This window comes from Arthrobacter sp. FW306-04-A, from assembly GCF_044358315.1.
Lineage (GTDB): Bacteria > Actinomycetota > Actinomycetes > Actinomycetales > Micrococcaceae > Arthrobacter.
Genome location: NZ_CP084559.1, coordinates 3,941,363 through 3,958,515, shown reverse-complemented (window position 1 = coordinate 3,958,515; position 17,153 = coordinate 3,941,363). Strand labels below are relative to the sequence as shown.

The window sequence follows — 17,153 nt, the reverse complement described above, 5'->3', positions numbered from 1 at the left end:
TAAGTCAAAAGGGTTCAGGAGCCGGCGCGGATCATGCCTTCTTGGGCCACCGTCGCCAGCAGGCGCCCTTGCCTGTCGAAGAAGCGGCCCGTGGCCAGCCCCCTGTTGCTTTGCCCGGATACGGCCTCCTGGGCGTACAAGACCCAGTCGTCGGCGCGGCCGTCCCGGTGGAACCACATGGAGTGGTCCAGGCTGGCGGTGGCGAGTCCGGGGCTGGACCAGTGGAGCCCGTTCACCCTGAGCAGCGGCTCAAGGATGGTGTAGTCGCAGACATAGGCCAGTGCCGCCCGGTGCAGATCGGCGGTGGCCTGTTCGTCACCGGCGTCGGGCAGTTGCTCGAAGGCTTTCACCCAGATGGCCTGATGCGGTACGGAATCCCCTTCCACCTGCAGATATACCGGCCCGGGAATGTGTCGCATATCGAAGCTGCGCTTCGAGGACCAGTACTCGGCAGCGGGTCCTTCGACCCCCTGCAGCACCTCGGCGGCGCTGCGGAGGGATTCGGGTTCGACGGCGGATGGCGCCTCGGGCTGGAAGTCCGGGCCGTCTTCGGGTACCTGGAAAGAACCCATCGCCGCGTACACGGTCTTGCCGTTCTGGTGTCCACGGACGCTGCGGGTCGAATACCCACGACCGTCGCGGAGGCGTTCAACCTCGTAGCGGACCGTGGCCCCTATCTCCACGGGGCGCATGAAGTAGCTGTGCATGGAATGCAGCGCGCGGTCGGCGTCGACCGAGCGCATCATCGCTGCCGCGGCCTGGGCAACCATGTCTCCCCCGTAGGCTTTGGGCCATGGAACGTACTGCGAGGTGGCTTCGTAGGCTTCGTCGTGGATCTGGGCCGGGACCGCCGTCAGCTCGATGGCTTTGAGGAACGTCTCCGAGGTCAGGATTCCGGTGGATATGTCCATCAGGCCCTGCGGAAGCCGGCGAGGGTCTCGTCGGCAACGTCCTCGAGGTTGACCACCAGGTTCTCCGGGGTGCGCGCGGTCAGCCACACGAGTTCTTCGGTGACGGACATGTTCGCCTCGACGTGCGGCATGAACGGCGGGACGAATACCCAGTCGCCCGTCTTCATGTCCAAGAACTCGGAGTAGTTCTCGCCGAAGTAGATGCGGCCGTGGCCGCGGAGCACGTAGCCGCCGGTTTCCGCCTCGCCGTGGTGGTGCGGCAGGGAGCGGTAGCCGGGAACGTTGGAGACCTGGCCGAACCAGATCTTGGTGGCTGGCGTGTGCTGGATGCTGACGCCGGAGATGCGGACACAGTCGCCGGACTGGGCCGTGTTGGTGTCCTCTTCGCCGGCGCGGGTGACGACGGGAATCACTTTGCCGTCCGGCTGGGCGTAGATGGAGTTGTCGCCTTCGGTACGGTACTCGGTAGCGGTTTCGCTCATGATGCTCACTCCTTTGAAGTGCTTGTGGATGTCCTGGTTGTCTTGGATGAGGCGGCGGCGTGGATCCGGATGGTGTTTTCCAAACGGCCAATGCCAAAGATCTCGGTGGTGAGGACATCGCCGTCGTTCAGGAACCGTGGGGGAGTCATGCCCATGCCCACTCCGCCCGGGGTCCCGGTGAGGACGAGGTCTCCTGGACGCAGGACTGTGAACTGGGAAATGTAGGAGAGCAGGCGCGCGGGGCCGAACACCAGGGTGCCCGTGTTCCCGGACTGCACTAGCTCGCCGTTGACATAGCCGCGGACCTCGAAATCGGCGTCGATCCCGTCCGCGGTCACCATGACCGGCCCCACGGGGGTGGTTCCGTCGAACGCCTTGCCCTGGAACCACTGCAGCGTGCGGTTCTGCCAGTCGCGCATGGAAATGTCGTTGGCCACCGTGTATCCCGCGATGGCCTTCCGCGCTTCGTCTTCATCTGCGCGGAACAGCTCGGAGCCGACGACGACGGCCAGCTCGGCTTCCCAGTCGACCTTCGCGCTGCCGTGGACATGGATGGTGTCGGCCGGGCCAGTGAGGGTGTCCGCATACTTCGCGAAAAGCGTGGGGTATTGAGGCAACGCGCGGCCCATCTCCTGGATGTGGTCTCCGTAGTTCAGCCCGCAGCAGATGACCTTTCCGGCCCGCGGAAGCAGAGGTGCCAGTTCGCCAACAGGTGCAGAAACGACCTCTCCGGAGGTTGCAACGAGACCAGCTTCCACGAGCGCGCGCCAGTCCCGGATTGCAAGGAGGGCTCCGACGTCGTTGGCCGGCAGCGGAACGTAACTGTTCCCGCCCGTGGCGAGCGCCGCCGTCGTGCCCCCGTCCGCCGTCCGCAAAGTGGCCAGTTTCATACGTGATGTCCCTTCGTCTCCCAGCAATCCCTACATTTTCCCGATGTGTCGACTTTTTTACGATCGTCACATATGCTCAACGTAGCACGGCGGGGATGATCTGCACAGGGGTTTTTTCGAACATGTCGCAGCCGCCATCAAGAGGAGGAACAACATGAGCCACAAGACCGTCAATCCCGGGTCGCTCCCGAAGCCGTCAGGCTTTGCGCACGGAATGCTCGCCGGAAACACTTTGTTCCTGGGTGGGCAGACGGCCCTGGACAAGGAAATGAACATCGTTCCCGGCGGGATCGTAGAACAGTTCACGCAGGCTTTTTCCAACGTGCTGACCACCCTGCGCCAGGCCGGCGGATTACCCGAGGACCTGGTCAGTGTGACCATCTACCTCACCGACGTGGACGACTACATGGCCAACGGCCGCGAGATCGGACGAATCTGGCGCGAAATGGCCGGATCCGAGTATCCCGCCATGGCCGGAATCGGCGTCACGCGGCTTTGGCAGAAGGAAGCCCTCATCGAGATCCAAGGCATCGCCGTCATTCCGGAGCGCTAGCCAAGAGGCGCAACATCCAAGAAAGTTTCGAGCAAAGGAGACAACGATGTCACAAAGCTTCGACCTGATTAAGAACCGTGAGCGCGGACTGAAACGCGAACTCACCAGTCCCCAGTTGACCATGATCGCGCTGGGCGGCGCGATCGGCACCGGGCTTTTCCTCGGAAGCAAGTTCGCAATATCCTTCGCAGGGCCCAGCGTCTTGCTGAGCTATGCAATCGGTGGCCTGATCGCCGTAATGCTGATGGGCGCGCTGGCTGAGATGACCGTGGCGCATTCGACGACGGGATCCTTCGGGGCTTTCGCCGAGCACTACATTTCGCCCCTCGCGGGATTCCTGGTGAAGTACCTCTACTGGTCCTGCGTCGTACTGGCCGTGGGCACTGAGGTCCTTGCGATCGGGGACTACATGAAGCTGTGGTTCCCCGGAATTCCTCCGCTGGTTTGGATCCTGTTGTTTGCCGGGGTTCTCATTGCCGTCAACATGTTCAACGTCAAGGCCTTCGGAACCCTGGAGTACTGGTTCTCCAGCATCAAGGTGTTCGCCATCATGGGATTCATCCTGCTTGCCGCCATTCTGGTTTTTGGAAAGCAAGAGGCCGGCTACGGCCTCCACAACTACACCGCCGAGGGCGGGTTCTTCCCCCACGGGGTGTCCGGCATGTGGGTGGCCGTGATCGTCGCGATCTTCAGCTACCTCTCGGTGGAGATGATCGCGATTGCTGCGGGTGAAGCGAAGGATCCGGGAACGGCGGTCAAGAAGGCATTCAAGGTCACGGTATTCCGTCTCTTTCTCTTCTACATCCTGACCCTGGCGCTGATCCTGGCCATTGCGCCCGTCAGCCAGATCCTCGCCGGAAACAGCCCCTTCGTCACCGTCATGCAGGTCATCGGCATCCCGTTCGCAGACTCTGTCATCAACGTCGTGGTGATTGTGGCTGCTCTATCAGCGATGAATTCGCAGCTCTACATCTCCACCCGCATGATGTTCAGCCTGTCCCGGGCAGGGCAGGCGCCCGCCGTGTTCGGGCGGCTTCACAAGAACGGATCCCCGGTCAACGCACTGATCCTCTGCACAGGTGGAATCGCGGTCGCGGCCTGCGTCTACGCCATGAACCCGGAGTCGGGCTTCACCTTCATGATGGCGTTGTCGATGTTCGGGGCCATGGCCACGTGGCTCATGATCTTCGTAACCCACTTGGCATTCCGACGCTCTGCGAAGCGTGACGGGACAGCCCTGTCATACAAGCTTCGGCTCTACCCGGCGGCGTCCTGGGCTGGAGTCATCCTCATGGTCGCCGTGATGGTCACGACGCTCTTCGTCGAGGCCTTCCAGATGACATTGATCTTCGGGGTCCCGTTCGCCATGTGCATCGTCGTCCTCTACTTCGTTCTGAAGAGGGGCCGCCAAGAGGCCCCTTCGGGCACTGCGGAGTCCGACGTCGCCGGTTCTGCAACCGGTGACAAAGGCACCTCCGCCGGGTCCGCCGTCGTCGGGTCCGGCTCCGACGCCGAGCGGAACCTGAATGGGGCAGCGCACTCCTAGGCAGGGGCGCGCCCTCCTTGGGCGTGGGGAGGACCGGCCGCATTGCGGCCCGGTCCTCCCGTGTCCTTGGACTCGCGCGCCAGGCGCTAAGGCGCCACCAGGTCGATGCTGCCGTGGATGAGTGCGTGTGCGTGTGCTGCCGCGAGGGGCGCGGCAAGGCGATGAACCGCCTGGAACGTCTCGCGAACCGCTGGCCCCCGCCAGTCCTTCGGGAGGTATTCCATCGGCAGGTTCGGGTCCCGGTACGGGAAGCGGCGCCACAGGGTCAGCATGGGAATGTAGTAGCGGAAAGCATCCCGGCGCAGTTGGGCCGTCGAGTTGGCCAGGGCGGCCTCGGGATCATCTCCTACCAGTGCGGCCCAAAGATCTCCGGCCCCTTCGTAGAGATCCAAGAACTCGGCGAATTGCTCGTCGATAGCCTTCAGATCCCACCATTCGGCCACCTTCGGCCGCATGGGGCCCTCAAAAAGGTAGTCGCCGCGGAAGAAGTCCACAAACTGGATGAGACCGCGCGAGGCAAGCCGCTCGCGCGCTTGGTCGAGGACTTGGGCCGGCGCTATCCAGACCCCTGATGCCACGGATCCAAAACCGAGCCCGGACAGCTCGGAACGCAGTTGGTGCCGGCGGTTCCGCATGGACTCGGGGACGGAGAACACCGCGAGGACCCAGGACTCCAGCTGGGCGGAGCGATCGGCGGCGAAGATTCTCCGGTCGCCCTCGCGGAAAACATCCAGAACAGTGTCGGACAGTTCGTATTTGGCGACGCCGTCCTGGCGGACACTTTTGAGGACACCCTTGGCTTTGAGCCGCGAGACTGAGGAACGGACTCCCGGCGCGTCGTAGCCGAGGTCGCCCAGCATGGAAATCAGTACGGAAACAGGGAGGGCATCGCCCGAACTGCGGCCGTAGAGCCCGTAGATGGTGACGATCAGCTGCTGGTGGCGCACCGGGGGAGTGGGCATGTCCATCACGTTTCAGAGCCCCGATCCCATTCCACAGTTCCGTCGATGCTTGCGTGCATCACTGGCGGCGCTTCGGTGCCCTCCACGGTTCCCCTTTCAGGGACGTTGTAGTGCTCTGGCCGCGTTCAATTGTATACATCAAGTGACGGCCGTTCGGAACTTGATATAGATGGCCGGCGCCCGGCCGATTGAAGGGTCAGATACCGCTCGCGCTGGAAGGAGTCGTGTTCATCGTCGATGCCATTCGACAGCGGAGCGACGTCTCTAACTGGGGCCTGCTGCGCCTATGTACAGATTTCCGAGTGACTGCCAAAATGAGGCCATCATTCCCAAACGGTACGGTGCGGAGGATGTCATGAGGGAAGACCCAGGAACCCGTCAGCAGCTTTCTGAACTTATCGAACAGCGCCGATCGAGTATCAAGTCCTTTCTCCGACGCGCCCGGCCCCGTAGGAACAGACTGACCAACATGAGTGTTGTCGGCAGTTCAGTGGCGGCAGCCCTTACGGTTGGACCCGCGGTAGGCGGTACGAAGTTCACGGAGGGAGTCCAGGCGTTGCTTTCCTTGCAGGATGATTCGTATGTGTGGCGCGTCCTATGCCTGGCAGCAGTACTCTTTTCTCTAACAGCAGCAATGGCGACGAGTCTGGCGAACTCACACGAGGTAGCTGCACGGGTCAGCGCTGCGGAGGCTTGCAGTGCAGAATTGGCAGGGCTGGAAGCAGCCCTTTCCTTTGGGCATATCCGTCTTGAAGATGCCGTCCAGCTTTACCAGCAATATGTTGCCAGGGTGCCATTCGTGGATGAAGCTACCTCGGATTCATCTACTCGCGCCACCTAAGCAACCTACTCCGCGAACAGCCCCGCCAGGTCTTCCGCCGGCCAAGGCATCGCCTTCCATGACATCCGCGAACAGCTGTGACTTCTTGGCCTTGAGCGCCATGACCTTTTCCTCGACGGTGTCCTTTGCCACCAGGCGGTAGACCAGCACGTTCCTGGCCTGCCAGATCCTGTGGGCGCGGTCCACGGCTTGCGCCTCCGAAGCCGGGTTCCACAATGGATCCAGCCGGGCCTGTGAGTCTCGAGTGCAGTGACCCCCAAGGGGTTTCGCGGGCTCTCCGTTCAGGGATCCTCCCGATGCGATGAGTTCCTCGGCGGTGCTCACGGAGTCGTCCACCTCGAATGCCACCCGGAGTCTGGCGCTGGGCCCGCCGCGGGCCTCGACCCTGTCGATCATCTCCACCTGTGCGGGGTTGGCGATTTCTAGAGTGGCCCGGTCGGCGTCCAGGGTAAGTAACGCGGTTGGTAGCCTGTGTGGTTTCGGCTCAGAGGCCGCCCTTGTCCTGCTCGTATTGGCATAGGTAGCCAAGCAAGGGGTTGTATCCGTACCACATCATTGCGTGCCGGGTCTGGGATCCGTAGATACCATCGACCAGGATTTTTGTTGAGTGAGTGCTGTTCCATCGGGTCTGGACATTCCGGACCGCCTGCTGGGTCGCCGGTCCATAGGAGCCGTCGATCGCGATGTTCTGGCCGTTGCAGGCCCGCAAGGAACTCTGCAGGGCCTTCACCGCTGAACTGTTGCTGCGGAGCGCCAACCAACAATTGATCTGGCCGGAGTAGACCGGCATCCACACTTTGTAGTTCCTGCCGGCCACGTCGCTGAACATGGGGATCTGGCTTTGGCTCGTGCATTGCGGGGTCGATGCGGTCGCCGGGGCCGTGCCCATAGTGGCCAGTCCCATTGACAAGGCCAACACGGCCAGAACAGATGAGAGCAGCTTTTTCGTTGTCAGGCCCCTTTGGTGCCCAATCTTCTTCTGGGACAGCATTTGGCTTCCTTCCCGAAAAACGGTGCGGACTAGGCCGCTTATGTGTTCATGGCGGGGATGCCGCCATGAACTTTGTGTAGACAGCAAAAGGAACGTGACGCGGGCAGCTGGCCTGAGGATTCCCGGACGGCGCATACCTATGTGGACTCAGGCGTCGCGTCCAGCCAGACGCCGGTTAAGCCTGTCCACTTCATCTAGGACTTCGGTCGCTGCCCATGCACGATTCCGTTGCGACTGGGTGATCTGCGTCAGAATCCCGGCGTTGGTCAGCCTGTCCAGGACCCTGTAGATGGATCGCTCTTCTATGCCTGCGATGTATGCGGCGCTGTGTGCTTCGAACACCGGCCGCTCCAAGAGCCAAGGAATGATCTTCTCGTCTGCGGAGCCCTTTCGGGGCCGGGCCGCCTCCGTCCATGCAGCCGGAAGGGCATCGAGCGACGCCACTGACTCGCGGGCCGCTTTCGCCGCGCGGAGTGAGGATTTGGCCAGATACAGCACGAACGGATCTGCGTCGCCATTGCGGTAATTGTTGAGCAAGGAAAAGTAAGTCTCCACGTCTGCAACCATGGCCGAAGCGATCGGTATTACGGTGTTTTTGGTCAGCCCCCGCCGACGGGAGATTGCTCCGATCAGGGCCCGGCCAATACGGCCATTGCCATCGGTGAACGGGTGGATGGATTCGAAATGGGCGTGTGCAATAGCCGCTTGGGCCATCACCGGGAGGTCTCGCCGGGCGCAGAATCCCACGAGATCGTCCATGAATCCGGGGACGAGCTCTGCAGGCGGCGGCACATGGATGGCCCCTCGGGGTGAGTAATCGCTTCCGCCGATCCAGTTCTGGACGTCCCGGAACGAACCGGCGTGCCTGCCGTCCATGGGGTCGTCTTTCATGAGCGTCTTATGTGCGGCCAGTAGGCCCTCCAGCCTGACCTCGCCTGTGGTGCCGGCGTCGTTGATCATGCTCTGGACGGCTTCGGCGGCAGCCACCATCGAATTAGCCTGATCCGTTGCCTTCAGCCCGATCATGGCGCGGGCGTAGTCATTTCGGTTGGCGTCGACGTGCTCGATCTTGGATGAAGAAACCGCCTCGCTGCGAAGGAGAAATCCGCTGACGGCCGTCATGCGGGTACCGGCAGTTACATCCAAAGATGCGATCGCAACTGCAGCCTCTTCGAGTGCCACGATGGTTTCACGTCCTGGCTCGAACCAGAGATCCGCTATGAGTGGCGGCAGCGACACCTCTACCTCGGTGAACTCCCGATCCTCGCGGGGCGGTCGTCCGGATGACTTCCATGGCACAGTCTTGCTTCCGTGCGCGGGCCAAGCAGCCATGTAGTCTCCTGAAACGGTGAGTTAGTCGCTCGTTATTCACATTTTATGCCAAAAAAGTGAGTAATGGAGATCCTGGTGGTCATTTCTCAGGGGGAAAGCCCTACTCCGCGAACAGCCCCGCGAGGTCCTCTGCCGTCAAAGCGCCGCCGGCAAGGGCATCGCCTTCCATGACATCCGCGAACAGCTGTGACTTCTTGGCCTTGAGGGCCATGACCTTTTCCTCGATGGTGTCCTTTGCCACCAGGCGGTAGACCATCACGTTCCTGGCCTGCCCGATCCTGTGGGTGCGGTCCACGGCTTGTGCCTCAGAGGCCGGGTTCCACCACGGATCCAGCAGGAACACGTAGTCGGCCTCTGTCAGGTTCAGTCCGAACCCTCCGGCCTTCAAGGAAATGAGGAACACGGGCGCCGTGCCGTTCTTGAATTCGCTGACGACGTCGGCCCGGTTCCGGGTGCTGCCGTCGAGATAGCAGAACTCCGTACCCTCTCCCTCAAGACGCTGGCGGACCTTGCCCAAAAATCCCGTGAACTGGCTGAATATGAGCGCCCTGTGCCCTTCGGCGACGATGTCCTCGAGCTGCTCGAAGAGCACATCCAGCTTGGACGAGCGCACTGCGGACAGGGACTCATCCACCAGGGAAACGTCCAGGCTCAACTGCCGGAGCAGCGTGAGCGACTGGAAAATGGTGAAGCGGTTCTTGTTGACGTCGTCAATGAGCCCAAGGATCTTCTGCCGCTCACGCTGCAAGTGGGTCTGGTACACCTTTTGGTGCCGCGGGTTGAGAACCACTTCCAGGACTTGCTCCTGCTTGGGCGGCAGGTCCTTTATGACCTGCTCTTTGGTGCGGCGCATCATGAGCGGACGGACCCGACGGCGGAGCTTGGCGAGCTGGGCTTTGTCGCCGTTCTTTTCGACCGGCTTCTGGTAGTACTCCGCGAAGCGGCGCGGGCTGGAGAACAGCCCCGGTGCCACGATGGAAGTGAGCGCCCAGAATTCCATGAGGTTGTTCTCGAGCGGTGTTCCCGTGATGGCCAGCTTGAACGATGCCGGGAGTTTGCGGGCGCATTGGTAGGCCTTGGACTGGTGGTTCTTCACGAACTGGGCTTCGTCGAGCATCAGCCCGGCCCACGCCTTGGCGGCATAGGCCTCGTAGTCGATCCGGAACAGCGCGTAGGAGGTGATGACGACGTCGGTTCCGGCCATGGCTTCCTGCGGATCCGTGCCGCTCTTGGCGAAGGTCTCGCCGATGGTCTTCATGCTCAGCCCGGGCGCGAATCGTTGCACCTCGGCGGCCCAGTTTCCCACGACGCTGGTGGGGGCCACCACAAGGAAGGGAGCACCGCCCGAACCCGCCGCGCCCGCGCCTGCGCCGCTGGCGCTTCCGCCAACCCCACCGGAAGCAGATGCAGCCTCCTTCGCCGCGCACATCAAGGCAATCGCCTGCACGGTCTTGCCGAGGCCCATGTCGTCGGCAAGGACACCACCCAGGCTGTGCCGGTACAGGAAACTCAGCCAGTTGAAGCCCTCCAGCTGGTAGGGACGGAGCTCAGCGTCAAGCGAGCCGGGCAGCGGCAGCCCGGTCACGCCGTCGTCGAGCAATCCGCCCACGGCCTCGCGCCATGCGGCCGCTTGCTCGTCGACAATCCCTAGTTGCGCGAGTTCATCCCAGAGCCCGGCCTGGAAGCGGCTGATCTGCAGGGTGCCGTGCCGGTCCGGGTTGTCTTGCAAGGACCTGGCTTCGTCGATGAGAGCACGGAGTTGGTGCAGCTCGGGCAGGTCAAGCGAGAAGTAGGCGCCGCTGGGCAGAAGCATGCGGCTCTGGCCGGCCGCGAGGGCGGAAAACACCGCGGCGAAGGACACCGGTTCGCCCTCGAGCGTGATGACGATGCCGAGATCGAACCAGTCGCGGCTGTCCGTCGCCTTGGTCGAAATGGAGACAACGGGAGCCTCGGTGGCTTCGCGGTAGTCGGCGATCTCGCCGGAGGTGTCCACGACGACGTCGGGCAGTTCCCGGAGCCGGGGCAGTACCTCTTCGGTGAAGGCCAGTGTGTCCAGCCCGTCTAGCGCCACCGAGGCGGCCAGCCGCGGGGCTCCCCATCCGCCGCTCGAGGATTCGCCCAGCGCGCCAACCGTGTCCCAAGGCCGGCCCAAGGTCTCCAGGATCCGCGCTTCCTCTGCGTCGTCGCGGTAGCCGTGATCGTCCGGGTGTCGCCAGAGGGGCTGGGCCGTCACGAGCTTGCCGGCCTTGTAGTGCCACTCCCAGTGCAGCCGCACCCGGTGGTCAGCGCCGTAGTTTGCCAACAGGGACAGTGTGGGCACCGCGAGGACCGGCAGCTCCACGGAATGGTCCGCCGCCGTGACCCGGGTGGATTGCTTGAGCTTCGGATAGAACGCCGTGAGGAATCGCTCTTCGTCCCTGGCCGGGATCTGGAGCCGGGACGCGCCCATGACGAAGTCCAGCAGTTCCTGCGACTCGCCGCCCTCCAGCGGGGCCAAGGTGATGAGGTTCTCGGGGGCCGAAACGCCGGGCAGATGCCCCTCGCCAGGGCCCGTGAAGAACAAGCCATGCGCCGGGCGGCCGATCAAGCCCAAGGTCGCCGGATCAAGGGCGTCCCCGCCCAAGGTCACCGATGGCGCCAGCTGCAGCCCGTCGTCGGGCCGGCTGAGGTCAAGCCCGACGACGGCGGGCTCCCCAGCAATGCGGACAGGTTCAGTCCCGCCGGAGTGGATGAGCGCGACCCCCACTTTCGCGGCTTCGGCCAGCAGGCTCCACAGGTTCTTGCCGGCGAATTCGTTGAGCAACATCCACATGCTGGACGTGAGCTGCCGGTAGTCCGTGGTGGAATGCGCGGCAAGGAAGTTCTGCATCCAGTCGATGTGGGCTTCGTTGAATTCGCGCTTGTAGCCGAGGTAGTTCAAGTTGGTCCAGGAGACGTCGCCGCGGATCCACTTGCCCTTGGCTCCCATCATCACCGGGCGGGCCTTGAGCTGGCGCACGCTTCGGAGAGGATCGCGCCGGCCTGTGTAGGAGAAGTGCGGGGCTGGCTCTTCCACCTCGAACGCCAGCGCCAAGGGGAGGCCTTGGCCTTGTGGGGCGGTTCCCGGAGTGGCGATGAGCTTGCTGAGGGCCTGTTCCCAGGCCGGCCGCTGCACGGTTCCGCCGGCCTGGGCCGTCTGTCCGAATGCCGGGGCGCTGAGCAGCTGAGCCCGCACGGCAGGATGGTCCTCGGCAGCGAAGAGCAGGGCCGCCACGTGTTTGCAGTCTTTGCGGACAGGACAGCTGCACACCCCCACGGTGCAGCTCCAGCCGCCGGGCTTGCGGACCAGTTTGGCCGACGTCGAATACGCTGATGGGCCACTGCCCCGGACCTTGCCCATCATCAGACCCGTTGCCGAGTCGAAAGTGATGCTGCTGACACGGCTTCCCATGGCATAGGCGAGGCCGGCCGCCAGGGAGCGGTCGTTAATGGCGGGTGTCTGAATCGCCAGTTCCCAGGAGTCGTCTGAGTGGGAAGGCATTCTTTGGGGCTACTTTCGGCAGGAGGCTATCTATGAATCCTAGTCCCCGCCTCCTCCCTGACTTCGCTCCGCTCAGCCAGGGAACCCGGGCGGCGTGGGCCCACGGGCGGCGCTGAAACTTTGCCGGACGTTCACCTCGGCCTAGCCTGCCCGGCTGCCGCCCCCGCGTACGTTGAAAGGGTCCGGAGAGCACAAGCTTCCTAGCAGTGAGGAAATCCCATGACCAGCATTGAGAACCCCGTCATTCTGACGAAGGACAGCATCGAGGCCGCCAACGCAGACGTTGTGGACGCGAACGTCACGGTGGTCAACGAGATGTACGAGGAGCTCCTCAACCACGAGGAAATCGCCACCAACGCGCTGCGTAGCTACTTTGTGGACTACTACCTGACGCAGGCACTGGCAGGCGGCTTCGCCCAGTACGTATTCACCGTCCCGGAACGCGAAGACGTGGACACGTTTGTCCGCGAAGGCCTCGAAGCCATGGGCGCCACCGGCCACCTTGAGCTGTTCAACCGCACCGCGGCAGCTTTCGACGCCCTGTCCGAGGATGACGCCGAGGCCTACCTGGACGGCGACCTTGACGAGTCGGAGGAGGCACCGGAAGCCGTGGCCGAGCTCGAAGCCCTCGACGGCGAATTCGAATCCCTCCTGGAGACCGAGGACATCATCGAACTCAACGCAGCGTGGCTCCGCAGCCAGGATGGCGTCCTCTACCTGGACGAGGAGCAGCTCAAGGCTCACATCGCCGAGCGCGTCGCTCTCATTCCGAACCTCGAAGAGCGCCAGGCCGAGGCCGCCGAAGCCGAGCTCGAGAATGCCCCCGAATTCGAGCTCATCATCCGTGAACTGTGCGACGTTGCCGGCTACGAGCTGGAGAAGATCACCATGGGCGATCCCAACTACGAGCACGACGGCGAGACGATCCTTGCTTGGCACTTCGCCACGGACCACGGAAACTACGTCATGATCGAAGAGGACGACGAAGCCTTCATGATCCACCCGGAGACGAAGGAAATCATCGCGGCCGTCGAGTTCGAAGACGCCTAAAACGCTCGCTCCCCTTTGGGGCTTTTGAGGCAAACGCTCGCTCCCCTTTGAGCCTTCCAACGCAAACGCTCCTTCAGATCTGCCGGCCCCGCCGGACAGATCTGAAGGAGCGTTTGCTGTTTGGTGCGCAAAGGTGGGCGACGGTTTCAGTAGCTTGAGCCGCTTCCAGTCACCATGGAGCCGGACGGGCTGACCAAGGACCAGACACCGCCCACACCCTGGCCCTTGATGTCACCGGCGGCCTTGTCTTGCCCGAAGTAGTAAATGGGCATTCCGTTGATGGTGATCTGCATTTTGCCGTCTGCCGTGGGGATGGTGCCGATGGTTCCAGTCACGTCCTCAACCACCGGCTTGCTCGACGTCGTTGTCACGGCAGGCCACGAAGTGGCGCAGCCTCCGGTGCAGGCACTCTTGCCCGAATCCTTGACGTCCTTGCTGAAGAAGTAAACGCTCCTGTCGTTGGCGCCCACCACAATCTTGCCGGCGCTCGACGTTGCGACCTCCAGGTCATAAGCCTCGGCGGAAGCGCTCGACGACGGTGCCGGACTCGTCGCCGTCGGGCTCGGCGCTGCGGCGCCCGAACTCGCCGGGCTTGAGGAAGTTGTAGAAGTGCCCGGGCTGCCTCCGCAGGCACTCAGGACAATGGCCAGCGCAAGGACGCCGAGACCGGTGCTGAGCTGCTTCTTCATGAATTGCTCCTTCGATTGGACCGGCCGTCGACGTGCCGGAAACTAATCCGTAAGACGCCGCCGGGTGAAGAATGGTTCAAAGAGCTGAACCCTTTTCGTGGCGAGCACGTCGTATCGCAGGAGAAGGGGAAGCCGCAGCAGAATAGGAGGCGCCGATGCCGCTCGACGAAGACGTCGTGGCCGCGATCTACCGCGACCACGGCACAGCCCTGCGCCGCTTCGTGCTGAGCTGCATGCCAGACGCGCACTTGGCAGAGGACGTGGTGCAGGAAACCATCCTGCGCGTGTGGCAGCACGCCCCGCAGATCACCGGGAGCCTCCGCAGCTACTTGTTCAGAACGGCCCGCAACGTCATCATCGACAACTACCGGAAGTCCCAACGGCGCCCGGCCGAAGCCGTCGAACGTGACCTGGCGGATCCGGCGGAAGCCACCGAACGCGTGGACGAGCTCCTCAACCGGGTCCTCATGGAAGAAGCCCTCCTGCGGCTCAGCACCGAGCACCGGGAGGTCCTGATAGCTCTGCATTACGAACGTTTCACGGTGAACGAGGCCGCGTTGAGGCTCAACATCCCCAGCGGAACCGTGAAATCCCGGGCCTTCTACGCCGTCAGGGCGCTTCGCACGATTTTGGACGAAATGGGGGTGCAGCGGTGAACGAAACAGGACTTCACCAATTGCTGGGCGCCTACCTGCTTGGCGGCTTGGAGCCTGGCGAGGCCCGGGCCTTTGAAGAGCACTTGGAATTCTGCGCCGATTGCAGGCGCGAGCTTGGCGAGCTCGAAAGCCTCCCGGCCCTTCTCGACGCCGTCCCCGTGCCCGACGCCGTCGCGCTCGCCGCCGGGCGCCCCGCCGTCGAGTCCACTTCCGACGCTCGCTCACTTTTGGGGGCTTTTTCAGAGACGCTCCCGCAGCCGATCCTCCTGAAAATGGCAGCGCGACGCCGGAAGTCCCGACGCCGGTGGACGGCTCTGGTGGGTGCCGTGGCCGCTGCGTGCCTCGGGCTGGGAGTCCTGGCCGGGCCACTGTTGAACCAGCCGCCCAAGCCTGACGCCAGCTACTCGCTGCAAACGGACAACGGCCTGCAACTCACCGTGGGGCTCGTCAGGAAATCGTGGGGCACCGAGCTGCAGCTGGAAGGCCGCAGCATGCCGCTGCAAGGCACCATGTACCTGTGGGTCAAGGGCCGCGACGGCAACGAGGAACTGGCGTGCGGTTGGACAGCGACGTCCAGCGGACACATCAAGGTGACGGGCGCGACGCCGGTCCAGCTCGCCGGGATCTCGGGCGTGGAACTGCGGGACGACGCCCAGAAGACGGTCGCGGTGATTTCGGTCCCGGGGAGCTAGGGGTCCCCGGAACCAGTTACGGCCGCCCGCCGGCTAGGCGGACGCCGGTTCGCTGACGTCCGGATCGGGCAGGTTCATTGGCTCCCACGTGGGCCTGTCCAGCCTATTGAAGCTGTAGAGATGGATTCCCGCGACGCTGTCCGGGTGCGCCACGAGTTCGGAGACGAGGCTCTCCGGTGAGTACTTGTCGCCGCTCAGGAGCCGGCGGGCGAGAGTTCCCTTGCTGCTGAGGAACTTCAGGGAAGTCCCGACGCCGATCTGGGTTGCCAGAGCCAGCAGTTTGGTCCGGGGAACCGCCCCGGCCACTCCGGCCCACACCGGCAGTCCGACGCCTTCGCGACACAGGAGTGCTGTGTAATCAAGGACCTTGGGTGCGGAGAAGCACATCTGCGTGACCACGTGCGTGGCCAGATGCTGTTTGGCCAACAGGGCATCCAAGAGGTCCAGCCCGCCCACGGAAGGATGACCTTCGGGGTAGCCGGCGATGCCCGCGGAGATCCTGCCGCCGGAGTATTCGGCGATGTCCTCTAAGAGGTGAAGGCACGATTCGTAAGGGCCAGCACCCCGCGGTCCGTCTCCACCAATGGCGAAAACCTCGGTGATACCTGCGGCTTCGCAGTCCCTGAGGATGCCGGAAAGCTGCCCCCGGTCCTCCAGCCCGCGTGCCGACAGGTGCGGAATCACGTTGTAGCCGAGGAGGCTGAGCTTGAGGGAAGCCTCCATGGTTCGAGTGATGCCGTGATGGGGCAAGCAGGTAACAGTGAGTGTTGTGGATACGGGCACCGTGGCCTGGACCTTCTCGACGATTCCGTCCGAGGGAATGATTTCAATCCGGGTGGGGAACATGCTGGGGTCCTTACGGATCAGGCCGTCGCGTGGTGTGCGAGGAGGGTGCTGGCTTCCTGGCGGGTGGTGCCGGAGTCCTGGATGCCGTCGGCGATGTGGGCCAGGTGGGCGGGGATGTCGCGGCCTTTTTTGCGCATCGCGGTGGCCCAGAGGCGTCCGGCGCGGTAGGAGGAGCGGACCAGGGGTCCGGACATGACGCCGAGGAAGCCGATCTGCTCGGCTTCGGCGGCGAGCTCGACGAATTCCTGGGGCTTGACCCAGCGGTCCACGGGCAGGTGCCGTTCGGAGGGGCGCAGGTACTGGGTGATGGTGATCAGGTCACAGCCCGCGGCGTGCAGGTCGGCGAGGGCTTCGGAGATTTCCTCGCGGGTTTCGCCCATGCCCAGGATCAGGTTGGACTTGGTGACCATGCCGGCGTCCCGGCCCTGGGTGATGACGTCCAGGGAGCGGTCGTAGCGGAACGCGGGGCGGATGCGCTTGAAGATCCGGGGCACGGTCTCGACGTTGTGCGCGAACACCTCCGGGTTCGAGTCGCAGATGGCGGCGATGTGTTCGGGTTTGCCGGAGAAGTCCGGGATGAGCAGTTCCACCCCGGTGCCGGGGTTCAGTTCGTGGATCTTGCGCACGGTTTCGGCGTAGAGCCAGACGCCCTCGTCGGCGAGGTCGTCCCGGGCGACGCCGGTGACGGTGGCGTAGCGCAGGGCCATGGCCTGGACGGAGCGGGCCACCTTGGTGGGTTCGAACCGGTCCACGGGGGAGGGTTTGCCGGTGTCGATCTGGCAGAAGTCGCAGCGGCGGGTGCATTCGGAGCCGCCGATCAGGAAGGTTGCTTCCTTGTCTTCCCAGCACTCGAAGATGTTCGGGCAGCCGGCCTCTTCACAGACGGTGTGCAGGCCTTCCTTTTTCACGAGGTTCTTCAGGCCCACGAATTCCGGGCCCATCTGGACCTTGGCCTTGATCCACTCGGGCTTGCGTTCGACCGGGACGGCTTTGTTGCGCTGTTCAACGCGCAGCAGCTTACGGCCTTCAGGTGCCAGGGTCATGAGGAACTCCATAATTCAGGTGGCGCGGACGCACCACGATGATTCGGGTCCTCCCCGCTCTGTATTGGACCTGAGAGTTTCCGCGCCACCCGCCTTCGCGGCCGGACGCTTGCACCGTCGGTGAGTCCGGTTGCCCGGGCTGCTTTCCA

16 protein-coding genes and 1 pseudogene are annotated in these 17,153 nt (G+C 63.4%); 6 read left to right on the top strand and 11 right to left on the bottom strand.

All coding sequences use genetic code 11. The annotated features are described in order from the left end of the window. Positions 1–14: 14 nt before the first annotated feature. Genes LFT43_RS18455 through LFT43_RS18445 form a run of 3 tightly spaced genes read right to left on the bottom strand, consistent with a single transcriptional unit; the run spans position 15 to position 2,283 of the window. Positions 15–905 carry an acyl-CoA thioesterase gene (locus tag LFT43_RS18455; protein WP_395803157.1) on the bottom strand — a complete coding sequence of 297 codons (891 nt, stop codon included), beginning with the start codon at positions 903–905 and terminating at the stop codon, positions 15–17. A 5-nt stretch (positions 906–910) separates the two neighbouring features. Further along, positions 911–1,393: a cupin domain-containing protein gene (locus LFT43_RS18450; RefSeq protein ID WP_395799308.1), complete on the bottom strand. Its 483-nt coding sequence runs from the start codon at positions 1,391–1,393 to the stop codon at positions 911–913. Positions 1,394–1,398: 5 nt separating this feature from the next. Then, complete coding sequence (locus tag LFT43_RS18445; protein ID WP_395799306.1) at positions 1,399–2,283, bottom strand: fumarylacetoacetate hydrolase family protein; 885 nt, start codon at positions 2,281–2,283, stop codon at positions 1,399–1,401. A 154-nt stretch (positions 2,284–2,437) separates the two neighbouring features. Here LFT43_RS18445 and LFT43_RS18440 point away from each other — a divergent pair, with 154 nt between their 5' ends. After that, on the top strand, positions 2,438–2,836 hold the full coding sequence (locus LFT43_RS18440; RefSeq protein WP_395799304.1) for a RidA family protein: 399 nt from the start codon (positions 2,438–2,440) through the stop codon (positions 2,834–2,836). A 46-nt stretch (positions 2,837–2,882) separates the two neighbouring features. Then, positions 2,883–4,382 carry an amino acid permease gene (locus LFT43_RS18435; protein ID WP_395799302.1) on the top strand — a complete coding sequence of 500 codons (1,500 nt, stop codon included), beginning with the start codon at positions 2,883–2,885 and terminating at the stop codon, positions 4,380–4,382. Positions 4,383–4,468: 86 nt separating this feature from the next. Here the strand turns inward: LFT43_RS18435 and LFT43_RS18430 are convergent, their stop codons facing one another. Then, positions 4,469–5,344: a PaaX family transcriptional regulator C-terminal domain-containing protein gene (locus LFT43_RS18430; protein ID WP_395799300.1), complete on the bottom strand. Its 876-nt coding sequence runs from the start codon at positions 5,342–5,344 to the stop codon at positions 4,469–4,471. 469 nt (positions 5,345–5,813) lie between these two features. Between LFT43_RS18430 and LFT43_RS18425 the strand changes: the two genes are divergently transcribed. Beyond that, the gene (locus LFT43_RS18425) at positions 5,814–6,185 is read left to right on the top strand and encodes a hypothetical protein (RefSeq protein ID WP_395799298.1); all 372 of its coding nucleotides are present in this window, start codon (positions 5,814–5,816) and stop codon (positions 6,183–6,185) included. 5 nt (positions 6,186–6,190) lie between these two features. On the opposite strand, the pseudogene LFT43_RS18420 reads toward LFT43_RS18425, so the two are convergent. The 4 genes and pseudogenes from LFT43_RS18420 to LFT43_RS18405 all read right to left on the bottom strand — a co-directional run. Then, positions 6,191–6,410: pseudogene (locus LFT43_RS18420) on the bottom strand (hypothetical protein); the annotation flags it as partial. A gap of 259 nt (positions 6,411–6,669) precedes the next feature. Continuing rightward, complete coding sequence (locus tag LFT43_RS18415; protein WP_395799296.1) at positions 6,670–7,176, bottom strand: peptidoglycan-binding protein; 507 nt, start codon at positions 7,174–7,176, stop codon at positions 6,670–6,672. Between the two features lie 147 nt (positions 7,177–7,323). After that, positions 7,324–8,508, bottom strand: a complete 1,185-nt coding sequence (locus LFT43_RS18410; RefSeq protein ID WP_395799294.1) for a Fic family protein — start codon at positions 8,506–8,508, stop codon at positions 7,324–7,326. A 100-nt stretch (positions 8,509–8,608) separates the two neighbouring features. Next, entirely contained in the window at positions 8,609–12,028 is a 3,420-nt protein-coding gene (locus LFT43_RS18405) for an SNF2-related protein (protein ID WP_395799292.1), read from the bottom strand. 219 nt (positions 12,029–12,247) lie between these two features. Between LFT43_RS18405 and LFT43_RS18400 the strand changes: the two genes are divergently transcribed. Then, entirely contained in the window at positions 12,248–13,078 is an 831-nt protein-coding gene (locus LFT43_RS18400) for a hypothetical protein (protein WP_395799290.1), read from the top strand. Positions 13,079–13,224: 146 nt separating this feature from the next. Here the strand turns inward: LFT43_RS18400 and LFT43_RS18395 are convergent, their stop codons facing one another. Then, entirely contained in the window at positions 13,225–13,767 is a 543-nt protein-coding gene (locus LFT43_RS18395; RefSeq protein ID WP_395799288.1) for a hypothetical protein, read from the bottom strand. A gap of 155 nt (positions 13,768–13,922) precedes the next feature. On the opposite strand from LFT43_RS18395, the gene LFT43_RS18390 reads away from it, so the two are divergent. Further along, positions 13,923–14,423, top strand: a complete 501-nt coding sequence (locus LFT43_RS18390) for a sigma-70 family RNA polymerase sigma factor (protein ID WP_395799286.1) — start codon at positions 13,923–13,925, stop codon at positions 14,421–14,423. Further along, positions 14,420–15,115, top strand: coding sequence for a zf-HC2 domain-containing protein (locus tag LFT43_RS18385; protein WP_395799284.1), 696 nt, complete (start codon positions 14,420–14,422; stop codon positions 15,113–15,115). Before LFT43_RS18390 ends, LFT43_RS18385 begins: the two co-directional genes overlap by 4 nt. Positions 15,116–15,148: 33 nt before the next feature. Here the strand turns inward: LFT43_RS18385 and LFT43_RS18380 are convergent, their stop codons facing one another. Both LFT43_RS18380 and lipA read right to left on the bottom strand, forming a co-directional pair. Further along, positions 15,149–15,961, bottom strand: coding sequence for a methylenetetrahydrofolate reductase (locus LFT43_RS18380; RefSeq protein WP_395799282.1), 813 nt, complete (start codon positions 15,959–15,961; stop codon positions 15,149–15,151). 17 nt (positions 15,962–15,978) lie between these two features. Continuing rightward, positions 15,979–17,004: a lipoyl synthase gene (gene lipA, locus LFT43_RS18375; protein ID WP_395799280.1), complete on the bottom strand. Its 1,026-nt coding sequence runs from the start codon at positions 17,002–17,004 to the stop codon at positions 15,979–15,981. Positions 17,005–17,153: the final 149 nt, after the last annotated feature.

Excerpts from the sequence above, each read along its gene's own strand:
- LFT43_RS18445 (WP_395799306.1), bottom strand. The coding sequence starts at position 2,283 with ATGAAACTGGCCACTTTGCGGACGGCGGACGGGGGCACGACGGCGGCG.
- LFT43_RS18430 (WP_395799300.1), bottom strand. The coding sequence starts at position 5,344 with ATGCCCACTCCCCCGGTGCGCCACCAGCAGCTGATCGTCACCATCTAC.
- LFT43_RS18405 (WP_395799292.1), bottom strand. The coding sequence starts at position 12,028 with ATGCCTTCCCACTCAGACGACTCCTGGGAACTGGCGATTCAGACACCC.
- LFT43_RS18450 (WP_395799308.1), bottom strand. The coding sequence starts at position 1,393 with ATGAGCGAAACCGCTACCGAGTACCGTACCGAAGGCGACAACTCCATC.
- LFT43_RS18395 (WP_395799288.1), bottom strand. The coding sequence starts at position 13,767 with ATGAAGAAGCAGCTCAGCACCGGTCTCGGCGTCCTTGCGCTGGCCATT.
- LFT43_RS18380 (WP_395799282.1), bottom strand. The coding sequence starts at position 15,961 with ATGTTCCCCACCCGGATTGAAATCATTCCCTCGGACGGAATCGTCGAG.
- LFT43_RS18410 (WP_395799294.1), bottom strand. The coding sequence starts at position 8,508 with ATGGCTGCTTGGCCCGCGCACGGAAGCAAGACTGTGCCATGGAAGTCA.
- LFT43_RS18425 (WP_395799298.1), top strand. The coding sequence starts at position 5,814 with ATGAGTGTTGTCGGCAGTTCAGTGGCGGCAGCCCTTACGGTTGGACCC.
- LFT43_RS18400 (WP_395799290.1), top strand. The coding sequence starts at position 12,248 with ATGACCAGCATTGAGAACCCCGTCATTCTGACGAAGGACAGCATCGAG.
- lipA (WP_395799280.1), bottom strand. The coding sequence starts at position 17,004 with ATGACCCTGGCACCTGAAGGCCGTAAGCTGCTGCGCGTTGAACAGCGC.
- LFT43_RS18415 (WP_395799296.1), bottom strand. The coding sequence starts at position 7,176 with ATGCTGTCCCAGAAGAAGATTGGGCACCAAAGGGGCCTGACAACGAAA.
- LFT43_RS18390 (WP_395799286.1), top strand. The coding sequence starts at position 13,923 with ATGCCGCTCGACGAAGACGTCGTGGCCGCGATCTACCGCGACCACGGC.
- LFT43_RS18435 (WP_395799302.1), top strand. The coding sequence starts at position 2,883 with ATGTCACAAAGCTTCGACCTGATTAAGAACCGTGAGCGCGGACTGAAA.
- LFT43_RS18440 (WP_395799304.1), top strand. The coding sequence starts at position 2,438 with ATGAGCCACAAGACCGTCAATCCCGGGTCGCTCCCGAAGCCGTCAGGC.